The sequence below is a fragment of the Neisseria sp. P0019.S003 genome (assembly GCF_051957115.1).
In the GTDB taxonomy this organism is placed as follows: Bacteria; Pseudomonadota; Gammaproteobacteria; order Burkholderiales; family Neisseriaceae; genus Neisseria; species Neisseria flavescens_D.
In genome coordinates this window covers 347,376-364,400 of the sequence record NZ_JBQCWT010000003.1, presented here as the reverse complement: position 1 = coordinate 364,400, position 17,025 = coordinate 347,376, and the positions used below count along the sequence as shown (strand labels likewise).

The 17,025-nt window shown below is 50.2% G+C and carries 15 protein-coding genes and 1 pseudogene; 1 reads left to right on the top strand and 15 read right to left on the bottom strand.

Annotated elements, in window-relative coordinates; translation table 11 throughout:
* From ACTHTS_RS07175 to ACTHTS_RS07105, 15 genes and pseudogenes are all read right to left on the bottom strand, one after another.
* The coding region (locus tag ACTHTS_RS07175; RefSeq protein ID WP_440369654.1) for a collagen-flanked surface repeat-containing protein at nt 1-3,301 on the bottom strand (3,301 nt) is incomplete at its 3' end.
* 69 nt (nt 3,302-3,370) lie between these two features.
* Nucleotides 3,371-3,781, bottom strand: a pseudogene (locus tag ACTHTS_RS07170) (ESPR domain-containing protein); the annotation flags it as partial.
* Nucleotides 3,782-4,545: 764 nt separating this feature from the next.
* On the bottom strand, nt 4,546-4,674 hold the full coding sequence (locus ACTHTS_RS07165; RefSeq protein ID WP_264081762.1) for a hypothetical protein: 129 nt from the start codon (nt 4,672-4,674) through the stop codon (nt 4,546-4,548).
* Nucleotides 4,675-4,872: 198 nt separating this feature from the next.
* Nucleotides 4,873-6,453, bottom strand: coding sequence for a bifunctional phosphoribosylaminoimidazolecarboxamide formyltransferase/IMP cyclohydrolase (gene purH / locus ACTHTS_RS07160; protein WP_440369634.1), 1,581 nt, complete (start codon nt 6,451-6,453; stop codon nt 4,873-4,875).
* Nucleotides 6,454-6,615: 162 nt separating this feature from the next.
* A complete protein-coding gene (locus ACTHTS_RS07155; protein WP_440369653.1) occupies nt 6,616-7,785 on the bottom strand; it encodes a chloride channel protein in 1,170 nt (389 codons plus the stop codon).
* A 108-nt stretch (nt 7,786-7,893) separates the two neighbouring features.
* A complete protein-coding gene (locus tag ACTHTS_RS07150; protein WP_440369633.1) occupies nt 7,894-8,712 on the bottom strand; it encodes a hypothetical protein in 819 nt (272 codons plus the stop codon).
* A 65-nt stretch (nt 8,713-8,777) separates the two neighbouring features.
* On the bottom strand, nt 8,778-9,653 hold the full coding sequence (locus tag ACTHTS_RS07145; RefSeq protein WP_440369632.1) for a DMT family transporter: 876 nt from the start codon (nt 9,651-9,653) through the stop codon (nt 8,778-8,780).
* A gap of 76 nt (nt 9,654-9,729) precedes the next feature.
* A complete protein-coding gene (locus ACTHTS_RS07140; RefSeq protein ID WP_440369631.1) occupies nt 9,730-10,464 on the bottom strand; it encodes a glutamine amidotransferase-related protein in 735 nt (244 codons plus the stop codon).
* Between the two features lie 43 nt (nt 10,465-10,507).
* On the bottom strand, nt 10,508-10,747 hold the full coding sequence (locus tag ACTHTS_RS07135) for a Fis family transcriptional regulator (RefSeq protein WP_070646374.1): 240 nt from the start codon (nt 10,745-10,747) through the stop codon (nt 10,508-10,510).
* A gap of 125 nt (nt 10,748-10,872) precedes the next feature.
* Nucleotides 10,873-11,394: a hypothetical protein gene (locus tag ACTHTS_RS07130; RefSeq protein WP_440369630.1), complete on the bottom strand. Its 522-nt coding sequence runs from the start codon at nt 11,392-11,394 to the stop codon at nt 10,873-10,875.
* Nucleotides 11,395-11,425: 31 nt separating this feature from the next.
* Nucleotides 11,426-11,797 carry a toxin gene (locus tag ACTHTS_RS07125; protein WP_440369629.1) on the bottom strand — a complete coding sequence of 124 codons (372 nt, stop codon included), beginning with the start codon at nt 11,795-11,797 and terminating at the stop codon, nt 11,426-11,428.
* A gap of 38 nt (nt 11,798-11,835) precedes the next feature.
* The gene (dusB, locus tag ACTHTS_RS07120) at nt 11,836-12,840 is read right to left on the bottom strand and encodes a tRNA dihydrouridine synthase DusB (RefSeq protein ID WP_440369628.1); all 1,005 of its coding nucleotides are present in this window, start codon (nt 12,838-12,840) and stop codon (nt 11,836-11,838) included.
* A gap of 131 nt (nt 12,841-12,971) precedes the next feature.
* Complete coding sequence (locus tag ACTHTS_RS07115; RefSeq protein ID WP_440369627.1) at nt 12,972-13,622, bottom strand: site-2 protease family protein; 651 nt, start codon at nt 13,620-13,622, stop codon at nt 12,972-12,974.
* 375 nt (nt 13,623-13,997) lie between these two features.
* A complete protein-coding gene (glnA, locus tag ACTHTS_RS07110) occupies nt 13,998-15,416 on the bottom strand; it encodes a type I glutamate--ammonia ligase (RefSeq protein WP_049328869.1) in 1,419 nt (472 codons plus the stop codon).
* Between the two features lie 238 nt (nt 15,417-15,654).
* A complete protein-coding gene (locus ACTHTS_RS07105) occupies nt 15,655-16,044 on the bottom strand; it encodes a surface-adhesin E family protein (RefSeq protein WP_440369626.1) in 390 nt (129 codons plus the stop codon).
* 171 nt (nt 16,045-16,215) lie between these two features.
* On the opposite strand from ACTHTS_RS07105, the gene aroE reads away from it, so the two are divergent.
* The gene (gene aroE / locus ACTHTS_RS07100) at nt 16,216-17,025 is read left to right on the top strand and encodes a shikimate dehydrogenase (protein ID WP_440369625.1); all 810 of its coding nucleotides are present in this window, start codon (nt 16,216-16,218) and stop codon (nt 17,023-17,025) included.

The window sequence follows — 17,025 nt, the reverse complement described above, 5'->3', positions numbered from 1 at the left end:
CACCTTTAGCACCAGTTGCACCATCTTTAATGATGGTAGTAGTGGTGTTACCGTTACCGTCTTTGATGGTTACAGTGTGAGTACCGTTGCCGTTGTCTTTAACTTCGGCTTCAGCGTTCTTACCGTCGGCACCAGTGTCACCTTTAGCACCAGTTGCACCATCTTTAATGATGGTAGTAGTGGTGTTACCGTTACCGTCTTTGATGGTTACAGTGTGAGTACCGTTGCCGTTGTCTTTAACTTCGGCTTCAGCGTTCTTACCGTCTTTAATGATAGTAGTAGTGGTATTACCTTCGCCATCAGTGATAGTTACAGTGTGAGTACCATCGCCGTTGTCTTTAACGTCGGCTTTAGCATTCTTACCATCTACACCGTCTTTACCGTCTTTAACGATGGTAGTAGTGACTGAACCGGTCTCAAGATCAGTAATAGTGATTGTATGGGTACCGTCACCATTATCTACAACTTCACCTGTGATGCTGCCACCTTTTTCACCAGTGTCACCTTTATCGCCTTTGTCGCCTTTAGCGCCGGCTGCACCAGTGTCACCTTTGTCGCCTTTGTCGCCTTTAGCGCCGGCTGCACCAGTGTCACCTTTGTCGCCTTTAGCGCCGGCTGCACCAGTATCACCTTTGTCGCCTTTAGCGCCGGCTGCACCAGTATCACCTTTGTCGCCTTTAGCGCCGGCTGCACCAGTGTCACCTTTATCGCCTTTGTCGCCTTTAGCGCCGGCTGCACCAGTATCACCTTTGTCGCCTTTAGCGCCGGCTGCGCCAGTGTCACCTTTATCGCCTTTGTCGCCTTTAGCACCGGCTGCACCAGTGTCACCTTTGTCGCCTTTAGCGCCGGCTGCACCAGTGTCACCTTTGTCGCCTTTGTCGCCTTTGTCGCCTTTAGCGCCGGCTGCACCAGTATCACCTTTATCGCCTTTAGCGCCGGCTGCACCAGTATCACCTTTATCGCCTTTGTCGCCTTTAGCACCGGCTGCACCAGTGTCACCTTTGTCGCCTTTAGCGCCGGCTGCACCAGTGTCACCTTTGTCGCCTTTGTCGCCTTTGTCGCCTTTAGCGCCGGCTGCACCAGTATCACCTTTATCGCCTTTAGCGCCGGCTGCACCAGTATCACCTTTGTCGCCTTTAGCGCCGGCTGCACCAGTGTCACCTTTATCGCCTTTGTCGCCTTTAGCGCCGGCTGCGCCAGTGTCACCTTTATCGCCTTTGTCGCCTTTGTCGCCTTTAGCGCCGGCTGTACCAGTGTCACCTTTGTCGCCTTTGTCGCCTTTAGCGCCGGCTGCACCAGTGTCACCTTTATCGCCTTTGTCGCCTTTAGCGCCGGCTGCACCAGTGTCACCTTTGTCGCCTTTAGCGCCGGCTGCACCAGTGTCACCTTTGTCGCCTTTAGCGCCGGCTGCACCAGTGTCACCTTTATCGCCTTTGTCGCCTTTAGCGCCGGCTGCGCCAGTGTCACCTTTGTCGCCTTTAGCGCCGGCTGCACCAGTGTCACCTTTGTCGCCTTTAGCGCCGGCTGCGCCAGTGTCACCTTTGTCGCCTTTAGCGCCGGCTGCACCAGTGTCACCTTTGTCGCCTTTAGCGCCGGCTGCGCCAGTGTCACCTTTATCGCCTTTGTCGCCTTTAGCGCCGGCTGCACCAGTGTCACCTTTATCGCCTTTGTCGCCTTTGTCGCCTTTAGCGCCGGCTGCGCCAGTAGCGCCGTCTTTACCGTCTTTACCGTTTTTACCGTCTTTAACGATGGTAGTAGTCACTGAGCCATCACTTTGATCGGTAATAGTGATGGTATGGGTACCGTTTTCGTTATCATCTTCAACTTCAATAGTGTAGTTGGTGCCGTTTTCGCCAGGATCACCTTTTTCGCCGGTATCACCTTTAGGGCCAGCAGGACCAGTATCGCCTTTTTCGCCTTTAGCACCAGCAGGACCAGTATCGCCTTTTTCGCCTTTAGCACCAGCAGGACCAGTATCGCCTTTTTCGCCTTTAGGACCAGTTGCGCCGGAAGCACCAGTAGAACCACCACCGATTACGCTCAGGGTGTACTCGTTAGTGCCGTTTGAAGTCATTTTCAGACCTTCACCAGCGATCAGTTTCAGGGTGTTATTGGCATTTGATTTAGGATCGTATGTGTATCTACCTACATCTGGTGAGCTACCGCTGCCATTGTGGCCTGAGAATACAAACGGATTCAGGTTTTCGATGCGGTTTGCAACAGCGTACAATTGAGAGCCGTTGATTGCATCGGTAGAAGTTGAAGAGATACGACCTGCAGCAACGTTTTGGATTTGACGTTCTTTACCTTCAGAACCTACAGACAATACTGCGCCGTTACCCAAACCGCTGGTTGCGCCTGCGAAACCACCGTAAGTGTAGCCGCGAACAGTAGCGCTGTTAGTAGGTGCGAAGTTGCTGGTTGTAGAGCCGTTACCCAGAGCTACGCTGTTTTCGATAGTAGATTTAGCTTCTGTACCCAAAGCCAGAGTGTTTTTGGCTGTTGCTTGAGCACCGTTACCCAGAGCAGTTGCATATTCACCACCATTGGCTTGAGCACCACGGCCCAATGCGATGGCTTGTTGTGAAGTGGCTTGGCTTTGTACGCCCAAAGCTACTGAGTATTTACCTGTTGCTTGAGCAGCAGGACCGAATGCAGAAGCAGAAATACCGTCGGCTACAGAACCGCGACCGATTGCTACGGCAGAACCTTGTTTAGCTTTAGCGTCGCCACCCAATGCTACTGCGCCGTTTGCCAGGGCTTGAGAACGTTGGCCGATAGCAGTTGCTACGATACCGGTTGCTTGAGCATTAGTACCGATTGCCATAGCTGAACCGGCATTATTAGCACCCACAACACCATCACCATCAGCACCAGTAGAGGTACCATCAGCTTTTGCTTCAAAACCTACAGCAACGTCAGCAGCTTGGTTAGCAACTGCGGCATTACCATGAGCGACAGAGTTATTACCCAAAGCTTTTGCTGTAAAACCTGTTGCGAGAGATTGCTCGCCACTTGCTGTAGAACCAGCACCTGTTGCAATAGCTCGAGTACCGGTAGCAGTAGCACGCAAACCAACAGCAACCGCATTGGTAGCACTTGCAGTCGTATTTTTACCAACAGCTACAGCATTATCACCAGCTGCAGCAGACTCATAACCAACAGAAACTGCAGAAGAACCAGAAGCATTAGATGATTTACCTACGGCAACAGTAGCCTGACCAGATGCTTTTGATCCAGAACCAAAAGCAAGAGACTCGCCACCACTAGCATTTGCTTGCTTACCAATAGCTACGTCCATATCTGTGCGTGATGTCGCCCCTCGACCAATTGCAACGGAGTCTTGAGATATATTCGTTGCATTATGACCAATGGCAATACCGTTTTGATTTGTAGCTTTAGCTTCCAAACCAATAGCTACTGATGCATCACCAGTACCAGTTGCATTAGTACCAACAGCAATTGCGTCATGAGAGACTATATTACTATCGTTGGTTCTGTAAGTGTTTGCGCCAGTACCGATATTGATATTGCCCATACCTTGATTGCTACCACTGATATTCCCGGGACTATCTGATTTAATGGTAATCGTACTAGCAGATGTTTCCACACCTGCTTGAGCAGCACTAGAAGCCATCAAAGCACCTGCCGCTGCAACTGCAGCAGCTACGGCTTTACGCTTGTCAGAAGCGGATTTTTTGCCGTGTGCATGGCTGATTTCGGAAACCGCGGTCCATGTCTGGGTCGCGTGGTTCCAAATGACTTTAAAGACTTTATTCATATCGATTTTCCTGTAAGGGGTTTGATTTCTTTTGGGACGTGTTGCTCGGCTATAAACTGCCTGTCCACACATTTGCCGCATTTCAGAGTTTCCCCTTTATGCGGTTTCATGCCGTAATCTCGTGTATGCAATTCCCGTGCCAAAAGTCTCCACTCGGCCGAATAGCAGCTAAAAGCCTGTTTTATGGGATTTTATGCTGATACATTTTGGGAAGCTTGTGAAGTTTGGGAAACGATGTGCCGTTTTTTGTCAGCTTGTTTCTTAACAAGTCACTTTTTGTCAACTTCCTTCAATGCATTCGGAATCCTTGTCCAAATTTTATATGCGTTTGGTTTCGCAAATCAACTCTTCCGATAAAGTGTTATTTTTTCGCTCTCAACGGTTATCTCCGTTAAATTTACTTGTTGCTTTATTTAAACGCTTTTTCTAGCTATTTGATTTTACGTTTTTATTCTTAAACAATAATGATTATTAAATAATATATAATTTAGATAGTTGCTATTGTAATAGATTTGAATATTGGATTTATTTAGGTAATTAATGAAATTTGTATTGAAAATTGGTTTGAAACGTGTAATGGCTTTGCATAGCCTGTTTTCAGACGGCCTTGACCTTTCCTAACATATAAATAGTGCGCAAATGACACGAATTTATGCGCTATTAAGCCGATAGATAACATTAAAAAAGGCAAGTGTAAAACTTGCCTTTACGTTTAGGATTTGTTTGTTCTCTATTGTAGAAAACTGTGTTGTTTTCAGACGGCCTTACCAACGGAACGTTTGGGTCACGCCTGCGGAAGCGCCGTTGTTGCCGGCATAGCCGTAGCCACCGGTATGACCGGAGGCGCAGGCGGTGAGTGCGGCGAGGGTGAGGATGAGGAAGATGTGTTTCATGTTTCTTGCTCCGAGTGGATTGGTTTGAGACTTGGGTGTTGTGTTGCCGTATTAATCGGGCTGGCTGGAGCTTGGTTGCTTTGTCCTGATTTGTAGTTAGGCCGCTAAATTGTTTGATGATTGAAGAAGGCCGTCTGAAAACGGGTTTCATGATATTGAAACTTTGGTTTCAGACGGCCTTTATTTTATATCAGCTTATCAGTGGCGGAAATGGCGGATGCCGGTTACAACCATGGCGATGCCGTGTTCGTCCGCTGCGTCAAAGACTTCTTGGTCGCGCATGGAGCCTGCCGGATGGATGATGGCTTTAATGCCCTGCTCGGCAATGACATCTACGCCGTCACGGAATGGGAAGAAGGCATCGGAAGCGGCACATGCGCCGTTGAGGTCGAGATTGGCATCTTGCGCTTTGCGGGCGGCGATGCTGGTGCTGTCCACGCGGCTCATTTGGCCTGCGCCGATGCCGTAGGTTTGACCGCCTTTGCCGAAGACGATGGCGTTGGATTTGACGTATTTTGCGACGTTCCAAACAAACATCAGGTCGTTCCATTCTTGCTCGGTCGGTTGGCGTTTGGAGACGACTTTCAAATCGGCACGGCTAATACGGTGGATGTCGGGGGTTTGTACCAACAGTCCGCCGCCGACGCGTTTGAGTTCAAAGCGGTTGGCACCTGCTTCAAGCGGCACTTCCAATACGCGCACGTTTTTCTTGGCGGCAGCGATTTCGAGGGCTTCGGCGGTGAACTTCGGCGCCATGAGGACTTCCATAAATTGGTTGTCGGTAATTTGTTTGACGGTTTCTCCGTCTACTTCACGGTTGAAGGCAATGATGCCGCCGAATGCGCTGGTGGTGTCGGTGGCGTAGGCGAGTTTGTAGGCGTCCAGGGTATTGGAGGCGATGGCTACGCCGCATGGATTGGCGTGTTTCACGATCACGCAGGCCGGCGCGTCAAAGGATTTGACGGCTTCCCAAGCGGCATCGGCATCGGCGATGTTGTTGTACGACAATTCTTTGCCTTGCAGCTGTTTGTAGGCGGAAAGGCTGCCTGCGGCGGGGTAAATATCGCGGTAGAACGCGGCGCGTTGGTGCGGATTTTCGCCGTAGCGCATGTCTTGCACTTTAATCCAGCTTTGGTTGAACTGGCTTGGAAATTCGCCGATTTGGGGCTGGCCGCTCAAGACGTCGTCTGAAAGCGAGGTCAGGTAGTTGGAAATCATGCCGTCGTATTGGGCGGTATGGCTGAATGCTTTGCGTGAGAGGTTGAAACGGGTTTTGTCGCTCAATGCGCCGTTGTTGGCTTCGAGTTCGGCGGCAATGGCCGGGAAATCGGCTGTGTCGGTAACGATGGCAACGTGTTTCCAGTTTTTCGCGGCAGAGCGCACCATGGTCGGGCCGCCGATGTCGATGTTTTCAATCGCGTCTTCCAGTGTGCAATTTGGTTTGGCAATGGTGGCGGCGAAGGGGTAGAGATTGACGCACACGAGGTCGATGTTGCCGATGCCGTGTTCTTCCATCTTGGCGACGTGTTCGTCCAAATCGCGACGGCCGAGGATGCCGCCGTGGATTTTCGGATGCAGGGTTTTCACGCGGCCGTCGAGCATTTCGGGAAAACCGGTATAGTCGGCAACTTCGATAACGGGAACGCCTGCATCAGCCAAGAGCTTTGCTGTACCGCCGGTAGAGAGGATTTCAACACCGAGCTTGGTCAGGGTTTGGGCAAATTCGACTGCGCCTGTCTTGTCGGATAGGCTAATCAGGGCGCGTTTGATGGAAGACATGGGATTTCCTTTGTTGAAGGTTTAATCAGTATGGGATGAATTTTCAGGGCGGTATTATCCGCTATTTTCGCCTTTTTGGCAGTAGGTTTTTATAGATATTGTTGACAATTTTATTGTAAAAGGCCGTCTGAAACTTGGTTTCAGACGGCCTTTTGCTTTTGCCTATTTAAATCCCATTTTCTTTGCCACCCATACTGCGCCTGCCATGCCTGTACATAATGGCATGAGTAAGGCAACGGGGGCGTAGGTTAGCTCCAAAATAAAGGCTATGGCTGTCAGTGGCATTTTGAGGGAAACGCCGAGAAAAACGGCAGCGCCGACAACGGCAGCGCTTTCGGACGACATTTCTGGGAAAACGCTGTTCCACGCGGCGGCAGCGGCAAAGGCGATGGTACTGCCGAGCATCATGGACGGGGTAATCAGGCCGCCGTATGCGCCTGCCGCCAGCGCCATCAAGACGACCAGCCATTTGACGGCGGTCAGCTCAAGGCTGTGTTGCCAGTCGGTTATGCCGCCAAAGGTCAGTTGGTTGCCTGCTTTGCCGTTGCCCAAAATTTCGGGAAACCAAACGGCAATCACGCCGATGAGTGCAAACATACAGACGGCCAAGGGAATGATTTTGATGTTGTCGCGCTTGATGAAGGGGAACTTTTGGGCAGTACGCTGGAAAAAGACGGCGGTTGCGCCCAGTACTGGGCCGATGATGGCGGAAAACCAAAGTAATGAGGTGTTGATGGAAAGGTTGGCCGGATGATATTGCTGTACGTCGCCCAAGCCGATGCGTGCGACGGCGGTGGCGATGACTGAAGTCAGCAATGCGGCGGCAACTGCTTGCTGCGTCCATACGCCCAGCATGGCTTCGAGGATAAAAAGTGTGGAGGCGAGCGGCACGTTATACACGGCCGCCAAACCTGCACCTGAGGCGCAAGCAATGACCAGCCTTGCGTCGTCTTCGCTCAATCCGAAACGGTTGACGCCTACTGAGGCAAAGGCGGCGGTCATTTCGCGCGGTGCAACTTCGCGGCCAAGAGGCGAACCAAGCCCGACGGTAATGATTTGCAACAGGGCATGGCTGACGGTTTCAAAAAATGGAAAACCGGCGAGCGGATTTTTAACCACGGCTTTAATGCTCGGTTGAGGTCTGCCGTAGCGTTTGAGCCACCACCACCCCAAACCGACCACCGCGCCGCAAAAGGTCATCGCGCCGATACGCCGCTCCGGACTTGCCTGCGATACGCCCTCGCGGAAAGAAACGTATAGGCCGTCTGAACCGTAACCGTAGGCAAGATGTTGAATCGTGTGCATGATTTCGGTTAATACAATGCCGACCATGCCGCCGATAATGCCGGTAATGATGAGGACGACCCAAAGTTTATGCGTTTCTTTCACGGGATTTGACTTGAGGTAGTAGTGGTTTGATAAAAGCGTTTTTCAAGGAAACTATTGTCCACCTAAGGGATAGTTTTGGGGGGCAACGTGGGTTTTGCCGTTATAAGGGAAAATATATTTCTGATCTTTATAATTTTTCTTTCCTGATACGCCGCTAAGTTTTGCAGTCAACGCCCATACGCCGGATACGGCAGGACGGCTTTTGTCAAAAGCAATTTTGGCTTCCAGGCTGGTATATCTGTTTTTGCAGTCTCGTTTTTCACGCCCTTTCAATTCATCGCAATCGCCAAAATATGCGCCGTTATCGTTACCGTTGATAATTAAGCTTTTACGGACACGGTTGCTATTATCGGTAAACAGGAAATTTTCTCCGGTTGTCGTTTCACCCTGACCTGTATAACCTGATTCGACAGTGTAGCCCCAGTTTTGCTCACCCATCTGGACAAACCGCCAATCCTTATTCTCCGGCACATCCCCCCATGCGCCAATTTCATCGCTTCCATGTTGTTTGATTGCCCACTTTCCGTCTGTTTTTTCCAAAACAAACAATTCCGCCAGACCCGAAGAAGCATGCGCGTCCTGTTTTACTTTTTGTTGCATATCGTAGGCAAAACCTGTGTACAACACATAGCGCGTGACTTTGCCGTTGCGCGTTACGGTATGATCGGCAACGGGTTTCATGCAATACATAATATTGTCAGATGCTGTCTCACTGTCTTTAGGCGGCTTGGCGAGCTGGCATTTGTGCGCGGCAAGCGGTCGGTTGTAATACTTGGCAATGACGGCCTGTACGGCGGCTTTGTCGTTATCGGGTGCAGCCGACGCCAAGACAGGACAGGCAAGCAAAAGCAGGGAGATAATGCGTTTCATAGAAATTTTCCCAAAATGTTTTATTGAAAAAAGTACTGCTTACTTCAGGCCGTCTGAAACCGTTCTCAGACGGCCTTTTTGTGTTTGTTGCTGACACGCGCCAACATACCGGCGACAAAAGTGGACGCAATAACGACGGTAATACCCATCGCAGACATAGCACTTAAATGTTCGCCCAAAATTAGCACCGCCATGATAACGCCAATGACAGGCTCAAGCGAAATCAGCAGGCCGGAGACGTTGGCAGGGACTTTGTTCATACCTTTGTTCCACAACAGATAGGCAAGCCAGCTGCAACCGATCCCCATATACAAAATCGACAGCGTACCGCCCCATGACCAGTTGATTTGATAACTGTCTGCCAACACCAGCGAAAACGGCAGACACAACACCGCCGCCACCGCCATGGAAGCCACGGTAAATGCGGGCGCACCGATACTGGCAACCATCTGCTGGCTCGGACGTATCACGCCTGCAAAACCCAATCCCGCAAGCAAAATCAACAGACAGCCGAACCAGTCAATTGTACCGCCCTCTTCCGCGCCGCCCATTACCATCATGCCCACGCCGGCAAACGCCGCCGCACCGCAAATCCAGTGGTAAATTTTCGCTTTGTCGTTGAAAAAGAAATGACCGACAAAAACCACCAGCAAGGGTTCCAGCCCGACCATGGTAACCGCGCTGGCGGCAGACGTGTATTTCAAACCGATAAACTGGAGCATCAAAACGACAACGTAGTTGACAAAGGAAATCCACAACAACGGCTTCCACTCGCTCCGCGGAATCCTTCCCAAATGACAGCGGCACGACGGCAGCACCATCAATGCGGCAATCAACAACCGTGCCTCAACCATCAGCGCAGGGTCGAGCATCTCGTAAGAATACTTGGCAGCGATAAAAGAGCTGCCCCAAATCAGCAGGGCAAGTATTTGATAGAACATGGTCCGACCTTTTAAAAAGGGTTAATCGTTTCTTCTCTATATTTATTATTCAGACGGCCTGGAGGGTTAGCCTTTTTTATTTTGTCTGCGTCAGCGAATCCAAAAAGTCGAAGAGTTTGGCATTCATTTCACTGAAATCCGCCGCTTCGATTTTATCCGGATGCTGGACATAAGTTTGGGCTTGGCTTTGTTCGGCCACATTTTCGCGTCCGTCCGCCGCAATCAGCAGCCCGACGGCTTCACGGTCAAACTCCAAATGAGCCTGGAAGGCATAATGTTTGGGCGCAAAACGGATAATCTGGCGCGGACAGCCTTTGCTGGTTGCCAACACAACCGCCTCATCCGTCAAACCGGGCATATCGCCGTGCCAATGGCCGGTATTCAGGGTTTTGCCCAACAGGGAAACATGGGCATCCGCCAAACCTTCCGCCGTCAGCTCAATCGGATAAATGCCGATTTCACGCTCAGGGCTGCGCGTGTGGCGCGCGCCGTAGGCAACGGATAAAAGCTGCGCACCCAAACACACGCCGACAATATATTTATCCGCCGCCATCGCCTGACGCATCAGGCGCAGCTCGGATTGGGGGTCGTAATACGGGAATGCCTGCCTGTCTTCATCAGGCGATTGCGGCCCGCCCATCACAATCAAAAAATCTATATCGTCCACATTGTCAGGCAGGGTTTCACATTCGTACACTTTGGTTGAACTGATGTTATGTCCGCGCCATTGCGCCCATTTCAAATATGCTCCCGGCACTTCAAATGCCTCGTGCAAGATGAAATGGATATTTAATTTATTCGGATTTTGCATTGTTATTTCTCCTTCGACCGTCAGGACGGGGTGCCCTGCCGTATTACAGCATACCGTGCTGTTGTAATTTTTTACGCAGGGTATTGCGGTTCAAACCCAAAATAACGGCCGCTTTAGACTGGTTGCCGCCGCATTGCTCCATCACGCAAATCAGCATCGGTTTCTCGACTTGGCGCAACACCATATCGTACACGCCGCAAGGCTCTGTACCATCCAAGTCTTTGAAGTATTGTCGTAAGTTTTGTTCAATACATTGCGCAATGTCAGTCGTCGTTTGATTCATCGTCATGTCTTTCTTTAGATTTGTTTTTAAATGATGAGGCCGTCTGAACATTCAGACGACGTTTATTTGATTTGTTTGAATTCGCCCTATCCGATTTATATTTATTTTGATTAGCTATCAATATCTTATTTTGAAATAGATTTCTGTAATTTACTGTCCCAAAACGCCTGCCACACGCCATTTTCTTGAGCCAGATAAATAACAAATTCATTATTGACATGATCGGCAACGTAATGGATGGAATACGGTTTTTCTTCACAATTGACTATCCAAACATGAAATTTCCGTGCTTTTTCCCAAGATTGGCGGTTATATCCTATTTCTTGATAAGCTCTAGGAATAGGCGATTGAGCCTCTTTTTCCAAAGATGCTTGAACCTGATTATCCCATGCGTTCAAATTCTGCAGGATTTCCACATATTGAGCCTCATCTCCTGAAGCAAAATACAGCAGGATATTATGTGCACTCTCACTTAATGCCAACTCAACAGTCTTGCTGTGTTCGTCATAATGTCCATCATCATTGACCAGCCGACGAGTAGCATCGGCCAATTCCTGTTCCCAATCCACATGTTCGAAACGATTGCGCGGAAACATGGAATCAGCTTGATGCTTTTTAGAAAATATACGTTTAATCAACTGAAACATAGGGTTTCCTGAAACCATCTCCTCATGCAACCTACTCCTCAAAGCAAGTAATCTTGCCAACCTTTTCTCCGTCAGGTTCGATTTCTGCTACATGATCTCCATATTTATTACCCCAAAAGAAACGCCCATTCTCCTCATACCAAGGTTTGCCCAGTACATACCAAGCTTTATCCAAACTGTCACCTGGGCGGATGGTTTCGCATGTTGCTTTATCCTTACCTGCAATCAGCATACAAGCATCATGTTGACGACAATCAGGATTCATGCACCTGCTCTTGTCTTCATTCCAATAGCGATCCATTAATTTACAGGCTATCAGATTGTAGTCATAAGCATAAATACCAAATCCTGTCAGCACCAGTATAGCTATGCCGAAGCGTTTGAACCGTGAGGTCAATTTCATATTTACTTCCCAAAAAGAAAAAGGCCGTCTGAAACTCTTTAGCCTTCCCGATAGTGGCATACCCAACGGTCGGTTTTCTCTGAAAGCGTCTCAAGATAGGCGGCAAGGGTATCGTATTGTGCTGCGGTGCTGTCCAAGCGGTTGATTTCCCGGCGTGTTTGTTCGCCGTCGGGCATTTCGTCGATGTACCAGCCGATGTGTTTTCGGGCGATGCGTACTCCGGCAATTTCTCCATAAAATTCATGCATGGCGCGAATGTGGTTCAAAATGGTGGCGTTGCATTCTGCCAAACTTAAGGCCGGTGGCAAAACGCCGTGTTCGGCGTAATGTTTTAAATCACGGAAAAGCCACGGCCTGCCTTGTGCGCCGCGCCCTATCATGATGCCGTCGGCGGCGGTTTGCTTGAGGATGGCGGCGGCTTTTTGCGGCGAAGTAATATCGCCGTTGACCCAAACGGGGATGTTCAGACGGCCTTTGGTTTCGGCAATCAGTTCGTAACGCGCTTCGCCTTTGTACATCTGCGTGCGGGTGCGGCCATGAATAGCAAGGGCTGCGATGCCTGATTCTTCGGCGATTTTGGCGATGGTAGGCAAGTTTTGATGTTCGTCATGCCAACCCAAACGGGTTTTGAGGGTAACGGGTACGTCTACCGCGTTGACAACGGCTTCCAAGATTTCGGCAACCAAAGGCTCGTTTTGCATCAATGCGCTGCCCGCCTGCACATTACAGACTTTTTTGGCCGGACAGCCCATGTTTATATCAATCACCTGAGCGCCCAAGCCGACGTTATACCGCGCGGCTTCCGCCATCTGCTGTGGATCGCTGCCGGCAATCTGCACGGCCACCACTCCGCCCTCGCCTTCAAAATCGCTGCGGCGCAAGGTTTTTTTGGTATGGCGCAAGCTCGGATCGCTGGTCAGCATTTCGCATACCGCCCATCCTGCGCCAAACTCGCGGCAAATCCGGCGGAACGGTTTGTCCGTAATACCTGCCATGGGGGCGAGTGCGATGGGGTTGTCAATGAAATAGCCGCCGATGTGCATGATGTGTGCGCCAAATTGAAAGGGCTGAAATTGTACAATTTTTAAGCAACTTTTCCAATCGTATTTACATGTTGCACAATGAAAAAGGCCGTCTGAAACTGAGTTTCAGACGGCCTTTTCAGCTACAATATTTAAATAAACAACATAACAACCATCTGCACTGCGGCCTGAATCATGGCGATAATCGGCCAAATCAGTTTGGCCAGCAGGCCGGTAAACAACAGGATCAGGATAATCCATGTACCGTATGGCTCGATTTTACGGAACTGCATGGACTGCTTGGCATTGAGGAAGGTATCGATAAAAATACCGCCGTCCCAAGGCAAAATTGGAATCAGGCTGAATGCGACCCAAATCGAGTTCACCATCACCCCGTAACTAGCCATCTGCGCCAACGGCGCTTGATAAGACTCAGGCACATACGCAGCAAGTACGACGACAAAGCCCCAAAAGAACGCCAAAATCAGATTGGCAATCGGACCTGAAATCGACACCCAACGCCACGCGCGGCGCGGATCGCGGAAATTGCGCGAATCGATGGGCATAGGACGCGCCCAGCCGAACAGAAAACTGCCTATCATCAGACACACCAGCGGCACGACAATCGTACCGACAGGGTCTATATGCGGCAATGGATTGAGGGTCAAACGCCCAAACTGCTCGCCGGTATGGTCGCCCCAATACCGCGCCGTATAACCGCGTGCCACTTCGCGCACGGTAATGGCCAACAACACGGGCAATACTGCCAGCAGAAATACGCCTAAATCAAAATTTGCAAACATGGTTTTCCTTATCAAACATGCCGTCTGAAAACAGAAAATATCCTTTCAGACGGCCCGAGGCTTTAATCTTCTTCTGTCTTATCCGAATCGAAAGACTCTTTCAGCTCTTACCAAGTAATGCCTTTACCTTGCGGATTTAGCTTGAAGACTGCTTCACTATAAAGTAATGGCGAATATCTTTAATAAAAGGCCTGTCATGCTGAAATTTAACACGCAGTACCGATTCCATAAAGGTTTTCAAACAGCATGATTCATTGCTTCTCGCTATCATACCCAATTCGAGCACCCCATTTATTTCAAGCCTAAAGGCCGTCTGAAACTTCAAATCCAGTTTCAGACGGCCTTTGATTTCCTATTTAAAATGTTTCAGCTGTTTTACAGGCTGTAATACATTTCAAATTCCAGCGGATGCGGCGCCATGCGGATGCGGCGTACGTCTTCTTCTTTGAAGGCGATGTAGCTGTCGATCCAGTCTTTGCTGAATACGCCGCCGCGCAGGAGGAATTCATGGTCGGCTTTGAGGGCGGCCAGTGCTTCTTCCAAAGAAGCGCAAACGGTCGGCACCAATGCATCTTCTTCCGGTGGCAGGTCGTACAGGTTTTTATCGGCAGGGTCGCCCGGATGGATTTTGTTTTGAATACCGTCCAAACCGGCCATCAACAAAGCGGCAAATGCCAAGTATGGGTTGGCGGTTGGGTCAGGGAAACGCGCTTCGATGCGGCGTGCTTTGCTGCTGTTCACGGACGGAATGCGGATGGAAGCGGAACGGTTTTTGGCGGAATACGCCAGTTTGGTCGGTGCTTCAAAGTGCGGCACGAGGCGTTTGTAAGAGTTGGTGGACGGATTGGTAATCGCGTTCAGGGCTTTGGCGTGTTTAATGATGCCGCCGATGTAATAAAGGGCAGTATCGGACAAACCGGCATAGCCGTCGCCTGAGAACAGGTTTTGACCGTCTTTCCAAATGGATTGGTGAACGTGCATACCGCTGCCGTTGTCACCCATGATGGGTTTGGGCATGAATGTGGCGGTTTTGCCGAAGTTGTGGGCAACGTTTTGAATCACATATTTCATGTCTTGGGTTTGGTCGGCGCGTTTAACCAAAGTAGCGAAACGGGTGCCGATTTCCATTTGGCTGCCGGTGCCGACTTCGGCGTGATGAACTTCCACTTCGATGCCGAGTTCTTCCAAAACATTGACCATGGCAGAACGCAGGTCTTGACCGCAGTCAATCGGCGCAACAGGTGCGTAACCGCCTTTGACGGTCGGACGGTGGCCGGTATTTTGACCGTCCATGTGCAGGCCGCTTGACCATGCGCCGCTTTCGGAAGTGATTTCGTAACGGGTTTTGTGCATATCGGTTTCAAATTCTACGCCGTCAAAAACGAAGAATTCAGGCTCGGGGCCGAAATAGGCGGTGTCGCCGATACCGGAAGATTTCAAGTAAGCTTCGGCGCGGCGTGCGATAGAGCGGGGGTCGCGGTCATAGCCTTGGCCGTCGGCCGGATCGATGACATCACAGGTAAAGACAACGGTAGTATCGTCGTAGAAAGGATCGACGAAGGCTGTAGACGCATCGGGACGCAACTGCATATCGGAAGCCTGAATACCTTTCCAACCGCCGATGGACGAACCGTCAAACGCTTGACCGTTTTCAAACCATTCTTCGGGATCGTCGAGGACGATGCGGGCGGGGATGGTAAAGTGGTGCTGCTTGCCTTTGGTATCGGTAAAGCGCAAATCTACGAAGCGGGCTTCGCTTTCTTCAATCAGTTTTACAGCGTCTTTGATGGACATCTTCAGCTCCTGAGGGATTGGGTTTAAGTTGTTATTCTACCACGGTAAGGCCGTCTGAAATACATCAGGGCACCCGTTTTTACGCAATGAAATATAGTTTCAGACGGCAAGATTGTCAACAATATGCTTCGGTTTGTCTGTTCAAAAGCGGAATGCCCGCCCTTTTGTCCGAATGCCGACAAAACAGATGCCGTCTGAAAGCAGTTCAGACGGCATCTGTTGTTTGATTTGAAAATGGTCAACGAGAATCGTGGTTGCAGACAAATTTGTACACACTCTCTCCACCCGTACCGGGAATAACATAACTCCATTCGGCATAGGATGGTGTATAAGAACCGATAGGGTTTCCCGATTCGGAATACCACGTTACTGTCAAAGCCCTAAAACGTTTACCACTGCAATCCATTTCTTCCAACGCTTTAGCTGTATTATAAAATTTTCCATTGCTAATCATCTTTTTCGGCTTGGCGTACCTTGTTTCAAACCATGCACTATTGTCCGTACGGCTGTCTGCATCACCAAATATGGTAGTATTGTTACTGTTAATACCTAGCAACACCCAATCTTCCGCCACCGCCGGCGTTGCCAACCCTAATGCAAATACTGCCAAGCACAACATCTTTTTCATGTCCGTCCCTTTCGTCCTTATCAACAAAATAAAGTTAAATTGTAAAAAAATGACTTTTTTTTTCAAGAAACAAATATTCCATCATGCTACCTGACAACCGTTTCAGACGGTATCGTTTCCATCTGTACGCCGCCGTTATAAAATAGCCGTCCCGTCTTTTGGAACACGACCATGACTACCCTCCCCCGTTACGCCGTTTTCGGCAACCCCGTCGCCCACAGTAAATCGCCGCAAATCCATCAGCAGTTTGCACTGCAGGAAGGCGCGGCCATCGAATATGAGCGCATTTGTGCCGAAATCGGCGGTTTTGCCGAGGCTGTTGCGGCGTTTCGTGCCGAGGGCGGGCGAGGTGCGAATGTAACTGTTCCGTTCAAGCAGGAAGCTTTTGCGCTGGCGGACGAACATTCCGACCGCGCCTTGGCTGCCGGCGCGGTCAATACGCTGGTGTGGTTGGAAGACGGCAAAATACGCGGCGACAACACTGACGGTATCGGTTTGGCCAACGACATCACGCAGGTTAAAAACATTGCCATCGAGGGCAAAACCATTTTGCTTTTGGGCGCAGGCGGCGCGGTGCGCGGCGTGATTCCGGTTTTGAAAGAACACCGCCCTGCCCGTATCGTCATTGCCAACCGTACCCACTCCAAAGCCGAGGAATTGGCGCAGCTTTTCGGCATTGAAGCCGTCCCGATGGCGGATTTGAACGGCGGTTTTGATATCATCATCAACGGCTCGTCCGGCGGCTTGAGCGGTCAGCTTCCTGCCGTCAGCCCTGAAATTTTCCGCGGCTGCCGCCTTGCCTACGATATGGTTTACGGCGAAGCGGCACAGGCGTTTTTGAACTTTGCCCAAAGCAGCGGCGCGGCCGAAGTTTCAGACGGCCTGGGCATGCTGGTCGGTCAGGCTGCCGCTTCTTACCATATTTGGCGCGGATTTACGCCCGATATCCGCCCTGTTATCGAATACATGAAAGCCCTGTAA